This window comes from Saccharospirillum impatiens DSM 12546 (assembly GCF_000423605.1).
Lineage (GTDB): Bacteria > Pseudomonadota > Gammaproteobacteria > Pseudomonadales > Natronospirillaceae > Saccharospirillum > Saccharospirillum impatiens.
The window spans coordinates 24,162-41,197 of the sequence record NZ_AUIH01000009.1 but is presented as its reverse complement, the minus strand read 5'-3'; the positions used below and the strand labels follow the sequence as shown (position 1 = coordinate 41,197).

The 17,036-nt window shown below is 54.5% G+C and carries 12 protein-coding genes and 1 riboswitch; of the genes, 5 read left to right on the top strand and 7 right to left on the bottom strand.

Annotated features, from left to right (window positions below; genetic code table 11):
• Positions 1 to 227 precede the first annotated feature (227 nt).
• The gene (locus tag G565_RS0108280; protein ID WP_028670505.1) at positions 228 to 1,451 is read left to right on the top strand and encodes an argininosuccinate synthase; all 1,224 of its coding nucleotides are present in this window, start codon (positions 228 to 230) and stop codon (positions 1,449 to 1,451) included.
• 66 nt (positions 1,452 to 1,517) lie between these two features.
• Here G565_RS0108280 and G565_RS0108275 read toward each other — a convergent pair whose 3' ends face one another.
• Together G565_RS0108275 and G565_RS25930 are read right to left on the bottom strand one after the other, a co-directional pair.
• Positions 1,518 to 2,678 (bottom strand): hypothetical protein, encoded by a 1,161-nt coding sequence (locus tag G565_RS0108275; protein WP_028670504.1) that lies wholly within the window; start codon positions 2,676 to 2,678, stop codon positions 1,518 to 1,520.
• A 72-nt stretch (positions 2,679 to 2,750) separates the two neighbouring features.
• The gene (locus G565_RS25930; protein ID WP_157600030.1) at positions 2,751 to 5,396 is read right to left on the bottom strand and encodes an ATP-binding protein; all 2,646 of its coding nucleotides are present in this window, start codon (positions 5,394 to 5,396) and stop codon (positions 2,751 to 2,753) included.
• A gap of 248 nt (positions 5,397 to 5,644) precedes the next feature.
• Between G565_RS25930 and G565_RS0108265 the strand changes: the two genes are divergently transcribed.
• Complete coding sequence (locus G565_RS0108265) at positions 5,645 to 6,352, top strand: class I SAM-dependent methyltransferase (RefSeq protein WP_245584151.1); 708 nt, start codon at positions 5,645 to 5,647, stop codon at positions 6,350 to 6,352.
• 68 nt (positions 6,353 to 6,420) lie between these two features.
• On the opposite strand, the gene G565_RS23470 is transcribed toward G565_RS0108265, so the two are convergent.
• A complete protein-coding gene (locus G565_RS23470) occupies positions 6,421 to 7,422 on the bottom strand; it encodes a D-cysteine desulfhydrase family protein (protein ID WP_037338342.1) in 1,002 nt (333 codons plus the stop codon).
• Positions 7,423 to 7,701: 279 nt separating this feature from the next.
• Here G565_RS23470 and leuS point away from each other — a divergent pair, with 279 nt between their 5' ends.
• Genes leuS through holA form a run of 3 tightly spaced genes read left to right on the top strand, consistent with a single transcriptional unit; the run spans position 7,702 to position 11,790 of the window.
• A complete protein-coding gene (leuS, locus tag G565_RS0108255) occupies positions 7,702 to 10,281 on the top strand; it encodes a leucine--tRNA ligase (protein ID WP_028670502.1) in 2,580 nt (859 codons plus the stop codon).
• Complete coding sequence (locus tag G565_RS0108250; protein WP_028670501.1) at positions 10,271 to 10,777, top strand: LPS-assembly lipoprotein LptE; 507 nt, start codon at positions 10,271 to 10,273, stop codon at positions 10,775 to 10,777. The genes leuS and G565_RS0108250 overlap by 11 nt, the downstream gene beginning before the upstream one ends.
• Positions 10,774 to 11,790: a DNA polymerase III subunit delta gene (gene holA, locus G565_RS0108245; protein WP_028670500.1), complete on the top strand. Its 1,017-nt coding sequence runs from the start codon at positions 10,774 to 10,776 to the stop codon at positions 11,788 to 11,790. Before G565_RS0108250 ends, holA begins: the two co-directional genes overlap by 4 nt.
• Positions 11,791 to 12,016: 226 nt before the next feature.
• Here the strand turns inward: holA and G565_RS0108240 are convergent, their stop codons facing one another.
• The 4 genes from G565_RS0108240 to G565_RS0108225 all read right to left on the bottom strand — a co-directional run bounded on the left by G565_RS0108240 (position 12,017) and on the right by G565_RS0108225 (position 16,961).
• On the bottom strand, positions 12,017 to 12,817 hold the full coding sequence (locus G565_RS0108240; protein WP_028670499.1) for a TonB family protein: 801 nt from the start codon (positions 12,815 to 12,817) through the stop codon (positions 12,017 to 12,019).
• Between the two features lie 24 nt (positions 12,818 to 12,841).
• Positions 12,842 to 14,665 carry a TonB-dependent receptor domain-containing protein gene (locus G565_RS0108235; RefSeq protein WP_028670498.1) on the bottom strand — a complete coding sequence of 608 codons (1,824 nt, stop codon included), beginning with the start codon at positions 14,663 to 14,665 and terminating at the stop codon, positions 12,842 to 12,844.
• A 134-nt stretch (positions 14,666 to 14,799) separates the two neighbouring features.
• Positions 14,800 to 14,982: riboswitch (cobalamin riboswitch) on the bottom strand.
• Positions 14,983 to 15,074: 92 nt separating this feature from the next.
• Positions 15,075 to 16,202: an acyltransferase family protein gene (locus G565_RS0108230; protein ID WP_028670497.1), complete on the bottom strand. Its 1,128-nt coding sequence runs from the start codon at positions 16,200 to 16,202 to the stop codon at positions 15,075 to 15,077.
• A gap of 285 nt (positions 16,203 to 16,487) precedes the next feature.
• Positions 16,488 to 16,961: a Dps family protein gene (locus tag G565_RS0108225; protein WP_028670496.1), complete on the bottom strand. Its 474-nt coding sequence runs from the start codon at positions 16,959 to 16,961 to the stop codon at positions 16,488 to 16,490.
• Positions 16,962 to 17,036: the final 75 nt, after the last annotated feature.

The following is a 17,036-nucleotide window of genomic DNA, read 5'->3' as shown; positions in this document are numbered from 1 at the left end:
ATCGGTCCGACGCCTCGGCTGCAGTCTAGGCTCCATGGATGGATTAACGCCGACCCCACAGGGGCTCACCCGTTAGCCGCTGCGGGCCAGTGCCACCCAAGCGATCCGAACTCCGAAACTTGAAGAGTGAGCAAGGGATAACGCTAGCCCACTACCATGGCATCTCCCGGGTCAAAGGCGTAAAATTCCGGCCAGCCTAAAAACCCGCCAACTCGTTGGGAGTCAAGATGTCTGATATTAAGAAAGTGGTGCTGGCCTATTCCGGTGGCCTGGACACCTCGGTCATTGCCAAATGGATCACCGAAACCTACAACTGTGAAGTGGTGACCTTCACCGCCGATCTCGGCCAGGGTGAGGAAGTCGAGCCAGCCCGTGCCAAGGCCAAGGCCCTCGGTATCCAGGAAATCTACATCGAAGATCTGCGCGAAGAATTTGTGCGCGACTTTGTGTTCCCGATGTTCCGGGCCAATACGGTCTACGAGGGTGAATACTTGCTGGGTACGTCCATTGCGCGCCCACTGATCGCCAAGCGACTGATCGAAATCGCCAATGAAACCGGGGCCGACGCCATTGCCCACGGGGCGACCGGAAAAGGCAATGATCAGGTGCGGTTTGAACTCGGTGCCTATGCACTCAAGCCCGGCGTCAAAGTCATTGCGCCCTGGCGTGAATGGGATCTTACCTCGCGTGAAAAGCTGATGGCCTATTGCGAAGAGCACAATATCCCGGTCGATTTCAACAAGAAGGGCACGAAGTCGCCTTATTCCATGGACGCCAACTTGCTCCACATTTCCTACGAAGGCGGCATCCTGGAAGATCCCTGGGCCGAGGCCGAGGAAGAGATGTGGCGCTGGTCGGTCAGCCCTGAATCCGCACCAGACACCCCGACCTATATTGAACTGACCTATGACAAGGGCGACATTGTCGCCATTGATGGAAAACCGACCTCACCAGCCGATGTTCTGGCTTACCTGAACAAAGTAGGCGGCGACAATGGCATTGGCCGTCTGGATCTGGTCGAAAACCGGTACGTGGGCATGAAATCCCGCGGCTGTTACGAAACGCCGGGGGGCACCATCATGCTCAAGGCGCACCGCGCCATCGAGTCTATTACTCTGGATCGTGAAGTCGCGCACTTGAAAGACGAACTGATGCCGAAGTACGCCGAAGTGATCTACAACGGTTACTGGTGGAGCCCGGAGCGACTGATGATGCAGAAAATGATCGATGCGTCTCAGGAGCGGGTTAACGGCAAGGTTCGCCTGAAACTGTACAAGGGCAATGTCATTGTCGCAGGTCGTCAGTCAGACGACAGCTTGTTTGATGAGAGCATAGCGACGTTTGAAGATGATGCCGGTGCTTATGATCAGAAAGACGCCGAAGGCTTTATCAAGTTAAACGCCTTGCGCATGCGCATTGCGGCCAGCAAAGGTCGCAGCCCGTTGAAATAAATACGGGTCGCCATAAAAAAACCGGGCTGTCAGCCCGGTTTTTTTATGGGTTACACAAACACACTCTCAGTTCGGATTGCCATCCAGGTAAATATCCGTATCTCGCCCGAACAGGGCGCCGATCCAGATAAAGAACACCCACACCAATGCGCCAAAGGGCAGATAGCCGAAGTAGCCGAGCAATGGCATTTCCGAAAAGATATGAATGACATTGACGAAGGGAATGTCGTAGATCCAGTAGTTTGGGTTAGTCGGGTAACCGATGTCGGGGTGTTCACTGCCGAAATTCCACATCTCCCAGAGAAAGCCGTTAAACATGGACGCCAGAGCAATCAATACGCCAGGTGCCCAGTTACCCTGGGTTATCGCGGTAAAAGGTGACCACAGCGACTGGCGCAGCAGGACGCCAATAATAACGGCCAGGGGGCCAATCCAGATGCCCCAGAACATCAGTCGGGGAAAGAACACCAGTGCTCCGATTATCAGGCAGCCCAGAATGATCAGTAGATTCCCGGACAGCGGTAAGGCCGGGCCATTCTGATAGCGCGCCACCAGCTTGGGAAATGAATTCAGCAAATTAAACCATTCGAAGATGGCGGGCCAAACGGTGGTGTAAGCGATCAGAAACAGCAACACAATGACCGAGTGGGGCAGTGCGGTCATGTGACCATTGGGATAATACCAATTGCTGAGTACGAAATAGTCGTAGTATTCAAAGTACCCCCAGCCGACAACAGAAATCACGGCACTGAAGATAAGCAGCGCCGGCTTGGTGGCCATGAGCGATTTGCCATTGCTGCGGTGGTATACGATGCCGTCGAGCATGACGATAAAGCCCCACCAGAGCGGTGAGAAAGCGTAGAAAACCAGGTCGCCCAGCCACACCGGTCGCGCCCACATCACCCACCAGAAGCACACCATCACGGCAGCGCCAACCCAGAACCACCAGGGCAACGGTTTTTTTGGGGCCTGCGGAGCCGGGTTGGCACCTTGAATCCCGAACAGTTTCGGTACCAGCAGGAGCAGGCTAACCAGAACGGCCAGGGCGGCAACCACTAAAAAATAGGGCAGCGAGAACCCCGGTGCCGGTGAAGTTTGAATGGGAGGGAAAATACCGAAGCCGGGTGGCAGGTGGGTACCCGGGTATGCAAACCAGGCAGCCACCAGGGGAATCAGCAGCGTCAGTAGTATGGGCCAGAGAAGCCCCCATTTGTTGATTGGGTTCATCGCAGTGTCGGTTCCTTTTCGTTGTTATTGCTATTGTTCCTGGCCATTTTTCTGGCGTTAAAAATCGGTCGGTTAGCGACCTCCACGATCATTCAGCGAAGACTGCTCGGTCCATTTGAGAATCATGCTCTCCAGTTGTGTCAGTTTAATGGGCTTGAGCAGCACATCGTTCATGCCGGCTTCCAGGCAGTTGTCGATGTCGCGTTGTGATGTATTGGCGGTAAACGCAATAACGGGTTGCTTGAACTGACGCTGACGTAAAGCCCTTGTTGTTTCCAGGCCATCCATTACAGGCATTTGCATATCCATTAGCACCAGGTCGGGCTGGCGATACAACACATGGTTAAGGCCTTCTTCCGCTGATTCGAATCCGCTGGCGCTTACGCCCAGTCGAGTCAGCATTCCCAGCAACACCTTGAGGTTAACCGGGTTGTCATCGATCGCTACAATATAAAGGCGGCGCAGCATTAAGGGGTATTTTGCGGGTGCCGGGGCCGTCGCTGCCTGGCCGAGCAAGCGTCGAAAAGTTACTTGAGTACAAGGCAGAAGTTCGAGATTGACCGGAGGTGTCCAGAGGGGCAGATCGGTCGGTACCCGGTTCACCAGCCAATGCACCCTGGGGTGGCCGCTGAACCGGTTCGACAAGTCGGCATCCGGCTGGCTGGCGACCAGTATCCAGTGCTCTGCATCGTCTGGTAAGGGTTCGCTCAACGCGTCGAGTTGCGTTAGCGTGTACTCGATTTCGATACCCAGTCGACGGAGGCTGTTGGTGATCAGGTTGCTCAGGTCTGCATCGCTGCAGACGAGCCCCACCCGAACGGGCAGTGTGACGATATCCTCGCGCTCGCCCCGCATGGGCAGTGTGAACTGGAAGTCGCTGCCCAGATCCGGCTGGCTGAATACCGTCAGTTTGCCACCCATCAGAGCAACCAGCTTGGATGCGATTTGCAAGCCAAGGCCAGTCCCCCCGTATTTGCGTGAAATGGTGGCATCAGCCTGAGTAAAGGCCGAAAAAACCGATTCAATTTTATCCTGGGCAATGCCGATGCCGGTATCGGTGACATGAAACGTCAGGCAGTTCGAGTCGGGTTGTGACACCGACAGTTCGATTGACCCCTTTACGGTGAATTTAAAGGCATTACTGAGCAAATTGGCCAGGATCTGCTTCAGCCGGTTTGCATCGCCGATAACGCGACGCGGCACCTGGGTGTCTATATCGACCAGAAAACGAATCTGTTGCCGGTCGAATGCATCTTTGTAGATAGTGCACAGTTCATCCAGGGCTTCATCAAGGTCGAAGTACTCCTCAACCAGCTCCAATTGGTCAGCATTCATTTTCGCCAGATCGAGAATATCGTTGATTAAAAACACCAGAAAATTGGACGAGGCGTGAATGGCTTCCAGGTGTCGGCTGGTCTCAGCGGGCATCTGTTGTTGGCCCATCAACTCAACCGACCCCTGTATGGCGTTTAGCGGTGTGCGCAGTTCGTGACTGACATTGGCCAGAAAACGCTCTTTGGTGTTCAGGGCGTCGTTGGCTGCTTGCAATGCCTCCTGAGTGGCAAGCAGACCCGCTTCTTTTTCTTTGTAGACCAACCCCACCTGGTGACTGATGACCAGCGATAGCAGAATAACCTCCATCGAGACGGCAAACATGCCCAGGTGTTCAAGAAATAGGGTGTCGGCGACCGGCAGGCTGGAAGCGCCGATAGAAATAAGCGCGGGGATTGCGAAGGCGGCGTTCGCAATCAGATAGTATCGCGCCGTCTTGTTGCCTTGCAGCACCCGCGTAAGGCCTGCGGTAAATCCGTAAATTGCAAACAGGCCGACGCCGATGCGATCAATCTCCATCGACAGGCTGGGCCGAATCAACGCAAATACAAAGCCCAATACGAACAGTATGATCAGGCCGCTGCCGATGCGGTACAACCACTGCGACGTATGGGGTTTGATGTTCAGCAACACCATGACAAAAGCGATGTAGGCTGTATTTGAAATCAGAATGGGAAAACTGGTCAGGTAGAACTGATGAATGCTGAGCAAATCGCTGAATACCAGCAGAGAGGCTCCGGTAAAAAAGAAATTGCCGGTAATAAACAGGGCGTATAGTAAGTCGGCAGCCCGGCTGCGGCTGGTACCCAGGACAAAATAATAGATTCCCAATGCCAGGAAAATACCCTGACAGATCAGGGTTAGTGCATTACCCACCTTTATGCTCTGTTGATACACCTGCTGCTCAAATACGGCGGGCTGCGGTTGGGCTACATAGAAGGGGCTGTCCATTTTGGTGATGATCTGGTAATCACCGGGTTCGAAAAGCTGATCACGACCATGGCGCAAAAAATAGGGGTTATCCTGCTCGGACTCAATGCCTCCCTGAAAGCGGCTGATCAGGTCGCCGCTGGCGCGATCAAAAACCCAGTGTTCAAAGTTGGCGATGACCGAGGAGTTACGAAAATCGATGACCTGACGGGTCGTTTCAGTAAAAGAGACATCAATCACGTGCCAGTGATGACCGCCTTTCAACGAAACGCCGGTCTGAGATACCGCCTGAGATTGACTGTATTGGCGGGATAGAACGGCCGGTGACCAGTCGGGTGCCTGCTGAATCCAATAGCTGTCTGGCTCGACAGTGTCGGCATAAACCTGCATGGGCAGGGCCAGCAGTAAAACGGGCAAGCTGGCAAATAGCAATCCACAGGCTAGTCGATAAAGCACAGTGCTCGGTTCCTTTGTCAGTCGTGTCTTCGGCTCGGCGCTCTCGCCCTGGATGACAGAAGTTAGGGTCGATGAGCCTTGTTGTTATGCTTGCCATGCGCCAATGTGGTCAATGGTGGTAGCCATTAAATAGCCGCTCTGTGCCGTCAGGCCGACTCAGCCGCAGTAGCCCCTACCACTGCTCTAAGAATAACTGATAGCATGAATACCTGCGACCAACAAATTGGAACAAAGATGAAAGAGGTTGGATGAGGTCTGATTTGCCGGGTAGATCACCCATGGCAATGCCGGGTACCGACGACCCGGATACACCGATCTGTCCGCTGTGCAACGCTCTGAACAGTCAATGGTGGGTCCGCCGTAAGCAAAGGGACTATTGGCGCTGCCCAAACTGTCAGTTGGTATTCGTCGGGAGGAACCATTACCTCTCATTAACCGCAGAAAAAGCGGAATATGATAAACACCAAAACGACGTTGAAGATGTAGGCTACCAGCGGTTTCTGTCACGAGCCAGGCAAGCCGTCTTCGACCGGGTACCTGTTGGCTCAACCGGGCTTGATTTTGGTTGCGGACCGGGCCCTGCCCTGGCGGGAATGCTCGAAGAGGCAGGCTATTCTGTGAGTCTCTACGACGTTTTCTACTACCCGGATACCCTGGCTTTGACACGCTGCTACCGGTTTATCTGCATGACCGAGGTTATTGAACATCTGGCCAGCCCCGCCGAGGTACTGTCGGGCCTCTGGCAGCAACTGAAGGCAGGCGGCTGGCTGGTTGTTCAGACCCAGAGAGTGCGTGACCGCGAGGCGTTTGCGCGCTGGCGTTACCTGGATGATCCGACCCACATTGCCTTCTATTCAGAGGCGACGTTTGCCTGGTTAGCCGAGTACTTGGGGGCAGTGACCTGGGAAGTTGCAGATCGGGACGTTGTCGTGCTTAAGAAGGGCGGTTTCGGGTAACGTTATACGAGCCGTTATACGTGCAATATCCATTACCCCCGGCTCAGGTTACCTGGTCCAGCGGGTGCTCAGTCGCCGAACAGGGCGGTTTCGTAGCCAAATAACGCCGGTGCGCCGCCGGTATGGATGAATAACACCCGGTCATCGGGGCCAAAGAATCCACTGTGGTAACTATCGAACAGGCCGTGCATGGCCTTGCCTGTGTACACAGGGTCCAATAGCAGGCCTTCTGTTTCTGCGGTGACCCGCACCGCGTGTTTCATGCCTTCTGTTTCGATGCCATAGCCTGGGCCGACGTAGTCGCCATCGGTAACAATACGCGCGGGCAGAGCGTCGTCGCACAGACCCAGGCGGTCGAACAGCGGTCGGGTCAGGCTGAGAACCAGCTCTGACTGTGCTTCACCGGCCCGGCTGACGCAAAACCCTCTGATCGTTGCCGACAAGTCAAACAAGGCGGCACCGGCCAACAAGCCTGCCTGGGTGCCTGCACTGCCGGTGGCCAGAATGATGTGATCGAACTCGATGTCATTGCGGTATTGCCAATCCGCTATCTCCCGGGCACATTCCACGTACCCGAGTGCGCCCGTGGTGTTGGATCCGCCGACCGGTATGCAAAAAGGCTTATATCCTTCCTGGCTCAGAGCCGCTGAGCGCTGGTGCATCAACTCAATCCCATCCTGGCCTGGTTTGGCCAGCGTCAGGGTCGCGCCGAACAACCGGTTCAGCAAGACGTTACCGCTGTGATGGTAAAGTGCCTCAGGCGTTCCGGTTACTGGCTCCAGAATGAGTTCACAGTTCAGGCCCAGGCGCGCTGCGGCTGCGGCTGTCTGACGGGCATGATTGCTTTGCAGGCCACCGACGGTAAGAACAGTATCCGCTCCAGTATCGAGTGCTTCAGCCAGCAGGTATTCCAGCTTGCGTGTCTTGTTGCCGCCTAGCCCGAGGCCGGTGCAGTCGTCTCGCTTGACCCAAAGGTTCTGCGTGCCCAACTGCTCACCCAGGCGTGGCAGGTGTTCAATAGGAGTGGGGGCATGGGCCAGGCTGAGTTTTGGAATGTTGCTGAAAGCCATAATCTGTCCAGAGTGAATGTTGGTGCACTGCTGTCAGGCATCTGAAGACAGGCACGGTGCAGGACTACTGTTACCGATTTTTACACTCAGGGCAAACCAATGCGATAGCGGTTGGCCATTTTCAGCATCAATCACCGCGTTAGCGCAGGGAAATCCGGTCGAAAACCCGTCGCTGGTCGGGTATCCTAGCAGTTCGGGTCTAATGCCCGCCGCTGTAAGCGACTCTTTTGTATCATTCTTTTTGTTTACCCACTAACCACCGCAAACAACAGGATTCCGATGGACGCGACCTATACCCCGGCCAGCATTGAGCAACAGGTGCAGGACACCTGGAACGAGCAACAGGTTTTCAAAGCCCGGGTTGAGCCCGGCAAAGAGAAATTCTACTGCCTGTCAATGCTACCTTACCCCAGTGGTCGTCTGCACATGGGGCACGTTCGCAACTACACCATCGGTGATGTGATCAGCCGTTACCAGCGTATGCTGGGCAAAAATGTCATGCAACCGATGGGTTGGGATGCATTCGGCATGCCCGCAGAAAACGCGGCGATTCAGAACGGCGTTGCACCGGCAAAGTGGACCTTCGAAAACATCGATTACATGCGCAACCAGCTCAAAATGCTGGGGTTTGCCTACGATTGGGATCGCGAAGTTACCACTTGCACGCCCGAGTATTACCGCTGGGAGCAGTGGTTCTTTACCCGGCTGGTGGAGAAAGGCCTGGCGTACAAGAAAACCTCGCCGGTGAACTGGTGTCCCGTGGATCAGACGGTGCTCGCCAATGAGCAGGTTCACGATGGTTGCTGCTGGCGCTGCGACACACCGGTTGAGCGCAAGGAAATGGATCAGTGGTTCATCAGGACAACGGCCTATGCCGAGGAGCTGCTGAGTGAACTCGACAACCTGCCGGGCTGGCCCGATGAAGTAAAGGCCATGCAGCGTAACTGGATTGGCCGGTCTCAGGGTGTAACGCTCTCGTTCGGGTTGAAGGACAGTGACGAGACGCTTGAGGTTTACACAACGCGCCCGGATACCCTGATGGGCGTAACCTATATGGCGGTCGCTGCTCAGCACCCGCTCGCGTCAAAAGCGGCTGAAGGCAGTGATGCCCTGGCGAGTTTTATCCGCGAGTGCAAGAACATGACCACCAGCGAGGCTGATATGGCCACGATGGAGAAGAAGGGCTGTGATACCGGGTTAGTGGCGATTCATCCGCTGACCGGAGAAGAGATCCCGATCTGGTCTGCCAACTTTGTGTTGATGGACTACGGCAGCGGTGCCGTTATGTCTGTGCCCGGTCATGATCAGCGCGACTGGGAATTTGCGACCAAGTACGGTTTGCCCAAAAAACAGGTGGTTAAACCCGAGCCGGGCAGCGAAGCCGAGTGCGATTTAAGTCAGGAAGCGTTCACAGACAAAGGTGTGGTGGTTAATTCCGGCGATTATGATGGCCTGACCTCCGCCGAGGCTTTTGAACGTATTGCCGGTGACCTTGAAGCCCGGGGCAAAGGCGAAGTTACCATCAATTTCCGGCTGCGTGACTGGGGTGTGAGCCGTCAGCGATATTGGGGTACGCCCGTTCCTATGGTGTATGTCGATGGTGAGGCCAAGCCTTCGGAAACCTTCCCGGTCGAGTTACCCTACGACGTGGTCTTTGACGGCGCTAATTCGCCCATCAAGAACAACCCGGCGTTTGAAGACACAACCTGGCAGGGCCAGCCCGCCAAGCGAGATACCGACACCTTCGATACCTTCATGGAATCGAGCTGGTATTACGCGCGCTACTGCACACCGGAATACGACGACGGCATGCTTGAACCCGAAGAGGCCAACTATTGGCTGCCGGTTGATCAGTACATTGGTGGCATAGAACACGCCACCATGCACCTGATGTATTCGCGCTTCTTCCATAAAGCGATGCGCGACGAGGGTCTGGTTAAGTCCAGCGAACCCTTCACCAACCTGTTGTGTCAGGGCATGGTGCTGGCCGATACCTGGTACAAGGAAACCGAAAACGGGCGCGTTTGGGTGTCACCGACAGCCGTCGACGTTCAACGCGACGAAAAAGGCAAGGTACTGGGCGGTGTGGAAGCCTCGTCTGGCGATGCAGTGGTTTATGCTGGTATGGCGAAGATGTCCAAGTCGAAGAATAACGGCAAGGACCCGCAACAAGCCATCGAGCAATACGGTGCTGATACCGTGCGGTTGTTTTCCATGTTTGCCGCGCCACCGGATCAGACTCTGGAGTGGACCGAGTCGGGTGTACAAGGGGCCCAGAAGTTTCTGCAGCGGCTCTGGCGGGCAGTGCATGCCCTGATCGAAGCGGGAGACTGCGGGGACCTGAGCGGCCAGTCGTTGAACGAAGACCAGAAAGCCCTGCGTCGTAAAACTCACGAAACCATTGTAGGCGTGACCAGCGACTTTGGTGAGCGTAAAACCTTTAATACGGCTATTGCCAAAGTCATGGAGTTGCTGAACAGCATCAACCGGTTTGAAGCGCAAGACGCACTGGGTCGCGCGGTTGTTAAAGAAGCGTTGGATACGGCGGTGTTGGTGCTTGCCCCCATTGCTCCTCACGTTACCCAGGTATTGTGGCAGGCGTTGGGCCATCAGGGTCTGGTGATCGACGCAGCCTGGCCCACAGCAGACGAGTCAGCCCTGGTGAAAGATTCGCTGCTCTATGTGGTTCAGGTCAATGGTAAAGTGCGCAGCCGCATCGAGGTGCCAGCCAGTGCCGACAAGGCAGAGATTGAACGCACGGCCCTGGAGGATGACAACGTAGTGCGCTTTACCGAGGGCGTTACCGTGCGCAAGGTCATTGTCGTGCCCAACAAACTGGTGAACATCGTTGCCAATTAAGGCGCTGTTGAATCGAATCGGGCTGTTACGCAGCCTGACCATTGGCTTAATGCTGGGCCTTTTGGTCGGCTGTGGTTATCAGTTGAAGGGGCAGTTTCGCTTGGCGGAGGGTTTGAACCCTTTGGTCTGGCAGTCTCAGGTCGACGCTGACGAGCTGTACCAGACCCTGCGTGGCACCTTTGCCCTCTATGGTCTGGAGTTGCAAACCGCTCCGTCCGGGACTCTGTTGCGATTGCACCGCGAAACGTATTCTGAAGTCAGTCTGGATGAAACCATCATTCTCACGCTGGAAGTTGAATGGAGCCTGGTCAACGAATTTGACCGGGCGGTGATCAACCGGCGGGTCAGCCGGGTAGAGTCCCGTTTGACGGAAGACGATGATGACGTCCGCGAGCAGCGTCGTCAGATACTGCGTAACCGGATCGCGCTGTTGGTGTTGGATCAACTGGAAGCCGTGACCGGGGAAGATCTGTTAGCGCTGGAGTCCGGCGGATGAAAGTGTCTCCTCAGCAACTGACTCACCAACTGACGCAAACCCTGCCGGCCATTATCTGGCTCAGTGGCGACGAACCCTTGTTAGTGCTTGAGGCGGGCGACCAGGTGCGGGCAGCGGCCCGACAGGCGGGCATTTCCGAGCGTCAGGTATTTCATGCGGATGCTCAGTTCGACTGGAACCAGCTGTACGAAGCGAATCAGTCGATGTCGTTGTTCGGTGACCGGCAGTTACTCGAACTGAGACTGACCGGAAAACTCAATGACGCGGGCCGAAAAGCGTTGGTGGCCTACGCCGGGAATGCCAATCCGGATAACCTGTTGTTGATCGTGTCTGACAAAATAGAGGCAGCCCAAAGCAAGGCGAAGTGGTTTGCCAGTGTCACGGATACGGCCTGGTGGGTGCCCATCTGGCCGATAGAGCGCCATCAGTTACCGGCCTGGTTACGTGGGCGATTGCAGCAGCATGGTTTGCAGATCGACGATGATGCACTGGCGTTGCTGGCCGACCGGGTAGATGGCAATTTGCTGGCCGCGCGACAGGAAATCGACAAGCTGCTACTGGTCAGCGACAGTACTTCACTGACGCTGGAAACCGTGGTGCAGGCGGTATCTGACAGTGCGCGATTCACCATTTTCGACCTGGCCGACGCCGTACTCAACGGCAATCTTGCCCGCAGCCAGCGAGTGCTGTCTGGCTTGGCGGCCGAGGGCATTGAGGCCCCCATCGTGCTTTGGGTGCTGGCGCGAGAGTTGCGCCATCTGGTGCAATTGGCGGACGCCCAGGCCATGGGCCAGCCAATGCCCGCCGTGTTCAAACGGCTGCGCATCTTCGATAAACGGCAGGGGCCCTATCAGGTTGCTTTGCGTCGTGGTGACGCCCTGTTGTGGCAACGGTGTCTGATCCTGTGCGGTGATATCGATGCCACCATTAAAGGGCGTGCTGCCGGTGACCCCTGGCACAAGCTCAGTGCACTGGTGTGTGAGATTTCGCAACCGGGCGTTGTGCCGGTTTAGCAGGTTGTTGAAAAAGGCACTCTGCTTTTCCAAAACACGATATCCAAAAAATGTGATGATTGCGTATCTCCCGAAATTAATGACTTAGCCGTCATCGATTTCGTTGGAACTTTCGAATTGTCGGACCACATGTTCCAGTAGCAGGCGACTGAAGTTCTGCGAATTTCAGCGGCCTGTTAGAGGTTGGTGTCGGTTTCATCAAATTCTGGTCGCTCACGGCTGCAGCTCAGTTGAGTTGGAACTCAATTGTCATTGCCAAGCGAGTCGTTTTGTCCAGACAACAATAGTGAGAACTGACAATGATGCTTTCCAATGCCGCCAGGGCGGTTTCATTAAATATATCCCGGTGTGCCGGGGTCAGAATGTCAGCCGTAAAGTCACCATTTGGATACATTTCAATGCTCACCTCAACGGAACCCTCCCAGCCACGACGTTTAGCCAGCGCGGGGTAGGTCATCTGCCTGGATAAGGCTTCCTGTAGCCAGATTTTCACGTCTTCACGCTGGTCTTCTGTTTGAACAATCTCCGTCCCTGATGATTCTGGCAAAGGTGGCCCCGGTGATAGGGGTAATGTACCCGTTGTGAGCGAATCATTGTTGACCGCTGTCTTAACGGGCTCAGACTGTTCCTGTTCCTGTTCCTGTTCCTGTTCCTGTTCCTGTTCCTGTTCCTGTTCCTGTTCCTGTTCCTGTTCCTGTTCTTGCTCGTTTGGCAGAGTCAGCCGGGGCGTCTCTTCTGTGGCTGCCACCGCAGATCGAGTGTTTTTCTCAGTCTGAACTGTCGATTCTGTCTGGGGTTCCGGTCTCAGCGTTTGATTCACTGTTTGAGGGGTGGCTGATTCACGGCTCAACGGTTGTTGTTCGTTGACTGTGTTATTCACTGGCGCAGCTGCGAGCGGCATCAGATTGACAGAAATGTTGCCGCTTGATTCGGGTTCATACACGAATGCCTGGCCAGGCAACCACACAATCAGTGCAATATGGGCTGCAACTGAAAGGGTAACTGCGACAAGCCAGGCAGGTTTCATCGGAACCTCATTTTAAGAGCCATACTAGAAGTGATATTTGGCTGATAACTTGAAGCTTCGGCCGGGGGTGTTGTAGTAGGAGTCCGAGGAACTGTCGTAGTTGGTGACATAGTCTTCATCCAGTACATTGTCCACACGGGCACTCAACGTGCTGCTGTCATTCAGGCTGATCCGACTGCCCAGACCCAGAATGGCATAGTCGCCCAGTGCAACAGCACCATTTTTACGACCACTCTCTGTTTGCAGGTCCGTATTAAATCGCCATTGTCCATAATCGTAGCCGAGGGCGGCAAAGAGTGTCCATTCAGGGCGATTGTTGAGTCGCTCATCATCTGCGTCTCGCGCATCCGTCAGGGTGGAGTTCACAGCGAGATCGAAGGCGCCGAATTGTTGGGTGACATCCAGTTCAAGACCGTGAATGCGGGCTTCGTTGATGTTGGTTGCTGTGACGGTGTTCGGGTCAGAGCCGATCAGGTTGGTGGTGTCTATCCGATAGGCGCTGAGACGCCACTCGCCACCCACAGTAAACTGCCTCAGGGCCAACTCAACACTCCGGGATTCTTCAGGTTCTACGTTCTCATCGCCGTAGCCTGGAAAATACAGTTCGTTGAAGCTAGGGGCTCTGAAGGCAGTGCCAGCTGACCCGATCAATTCCAGTGAGTCATTAACCAGGTAGGATGCGCCGAGCGTTCCGGTAGTGTAGGTGTCATAGGCGCTGTTGTTGTCGAACCTCAGACTGCCCTGGAGCCCAAAATCGCCGACATAGGTGGCCAGGCTGGTAAAAATACCGGTATTCAGACGTTCGTTTTCGTCGTAATTGGTAGTCGATTCCAGTTCGACGCTATCGACATCGAGTCCGAGAATGGCAGTAACGTCGCCCAGGTTACGTTCGGCTAAAGCATTGGCTGTATAGCCAGTCGTTTTAAACTGGGTGTCATTGGCCGAATCATCCCCGTCGCTGTTGACGCTGTCGTCTACATACCGGCCGATACGAGTACTGAATCGTGTAGTGCCAGACAGATCGTAGTCCAGTGACAGGGAGGAGTTGACCAGTTCAGTCTGGGTTTGCCAGTCAATTTCAGTCGCTGTGAAGCCGGTGTAACAGACCGAGTCGTAATGGGCCTTGCTGCTTGATTGAATATGGTTTATCCCGAGTAGCAGGTCATCGGACAGGCGGGTATCCACCGAGAGGTTGCCCGCGTACTGACTGAAACCATCGGCGTCTTTGTTGGAGTCTGAGGTCAGTGTCGTACTGTCAAAGCCATCGGTACCGGTGTAGAAGATATCTGCAGCTGCCCGTGTTTTATCGGTTGAAAACTGAAAGCCTGCACCGACTCGACGGAAATTATTACTGCCGTAGCTGCCCGTCACATAGACATCGTCATTGGCTTTGGCCGGTGACTTGGTAAACACCTGAATAACCCCACCGATGCCATTGGCGCCATAGAGGCTTGATACCGGCCCGCGTACCACTTCTATGCGTTCAATATTCGATAAGGGGATGCTGGAGAAAGACGTTTGCCCGGTGGAGGCACTGACTGACGGTACGCCATCGATCAGCACCAGAACCTGACTGCTCGAGGTCCCTCTGAGCAACACATTACTGGTGGCACCCAGGCTGCCTGAATTGACCAGGCCGACGCCGGCGAGTCGGCTCAGCAGGGTGCCGAGGTCGTCGTCCTGATAGCGCTTCAGGTCTTCTTCGGTCAGTACCGTAACGGCCGACAGGGTTTGAGTTATCGGGGTTTCATATCGGGTGGCTGTCACGACGACATCTTCAGCGACTGCCGTTGTAGGCAGTGCAGATGTCAGCAGCAGTATTGGTGCTGTAAACGTAATACGATTCATTGAGGTTCCTTTCGTCATTCATATTGGATGAATAAACGAAGGGACAAGTCTAGCGGCTGACAAGCGGTCACGACAAAGCCAACGTGACCGTCGGACCGAATGACAGAAATCCACTTTGTTGCCCTCCGCAACAACAGGGTATTCAGTCACTGGCCGGTCTCCGGGCTTAAGAACGTAAGTAAATTCAGCAGAATCCACTTTGGCTTGGCGCCTTCCCGCTTGCGCAGTGGCTGGTTGCCGTGCCCGTCCTGTTACCGTTGCGGGGGCAGCATCAGGTTTTCACTGATTTCCCGTACACCAATAACCGTCTGTTTGTGGGCGGCATCATAGAATGCTTTTAGGAGGCGGGCAAGCCAGCCGGCCTCTTTTGCCGGTCGAGGCTCGCTTCGCCTATTAAAAAGGCCTTGCTTTAGCCTGGATTTAATAATGATTTTCGTTCGAGTGCCCAGCGCCGGAACCGGGCTCGCCATGGCTTCTCAATCAAGGTATAGGTCCCATAGGAAAAGGCGACTACCAGAGCCAGTGCCAGCAAGTTTATCAGGCCGGCATAGGGCGTTTTGAACACTTGCAGCGAGCCCATGCCCACCCGATATATTTCACTGGTTGGTAACCCAATGACATACTCGGTCAGGTTGTCTATGACGATGAAAATCAGCGCATGTGTCATATAGATGGAATACGACAGCGTGCCAATGAACATCAGTGGTGCCGTCGATAGCAGTGCACTGAGCCATCCTTCAGCCTGCAGTGTGAAGACACCTATCAATAAGCCGAAGCTGACAAAAGTGGCTAGCTGAATGACTTTTGCGTCGTGGGATTTCCAGACCAGAAACAGCATGGCCAGCATTACTGAGGATTCCAGTAGGTGACTGGCCATCGGCTTTAGTGTTAGACGCTTGCCTTGTGTTTGCGTAAATACAAAGGCACCCAAAAAGAAGCCAGCGACACAGCGCGGAAAACCGAAATGGTCTGCACTGAGCAGTGATGAACCGGTTTGCATATACAGCAATGCATAAGAAAACAGACTGACCAGCAAATAAAGTAAGGGTTTCCGGTCTTTCGGTGTAGTGGCAATGAATGCGAAAAATACCAGATAGGTAAAGAATTCAACACTGATGCTCCAGGCCGGGTAGTTCCAGCTGAGTGTTTCAGTGACCCCCATGCCGTTCACCAGAAACAGGTTCGCCAGGAAGTTGCTCAGACTGTTTTTGTCGAATGGGTTTCCCCCCAGGCCCATTTCAAAATGGGCGTACCCTTTCAGGAGAATGTAAGGTAGCCAAAGCAGCAGCATAAACAGGTGCAATGGGTACAGGCGTCCAAAGCGAAGGAGGGTAAAAGACTTGAAGCTAAGCCCCTGGTCTATTTTGTCTGCGTAAGCGAGGGCCATGACAAAGCCCGAGAGAATGAAGAAAAAATCAACAAAAATTGAGGCTTGTTCAACCAGGGGTGGGTAAGTAGCGACGACAAAACTCGAATGTATCAGGGCAACCATAATGGCGGCCAGCCCTCGTAAGGATTCCAGTGACGGGTATTGCATGGGCTCACTCCTTTGAACGCACAATGACATTAGCGACGCATCGGTGCCGCGCGACGGTTTATCGGGTTGTTGCACAACAGAACGACGGTTGGACTGGGTAGAATGACGAAGCAGTACAAAGGGCTTGAACGAGACAGCACCTGAGGGCCAGTTCCATGGCATCCAGCGGTTATAAATACCAGCTTGTTTCAGGCTGATCAAGGTAAAAGTAAAAAACCCGGGCATTGCTGCCCGGGTCAGTGAAAGCCCGATTATTGGGATCAGGCTGCTTTTGGGGCCAGTGCCTTACTCGCCCAGGTAAGACCGATACATCCACACATCTTTTTCTTGCTCGCGGATGTAGTCGCCCATCAGGGCTGCTGTGCCTTCATCGCTGGCGTCCTGGGCCAACGACAGCAAGGCGCGTTGCTTGCCTATCATAGCCTGATAGGATTCCAGAATGTGCCCTACGGCAGCACGCCCATCGCGTACCCGGGTCTGTTCCTTGATGCTGGCGCTTTCCAGATATTTGCTGTAGCTGTGCACGGGCTCGTGCCCCAGCGTCTGAATGCGCTCTGCGACTTCGTCAATCTTGGTCAGCAAATTGGTGTACAACTCTTCAAATTTGACGTGCAGCTCGAAGAAGTTTTCACCCTTGATGTTCCAGTGAAAGCCACGGGCATTCATGTAGAACACCTGATAATTTGCCAGCAGCTCGTTCAGGCCTGAGGCCAGCTTTTCTGCACTGGCCGTGTTCAATCCAATTGCGTTGGTACTCATGGGCACCTCCTTCTGTTAAGAATGTTCAGGACTAGTGTCTTACAGTACAGAGGTGAGGGCGAATGAAAGGAGTTA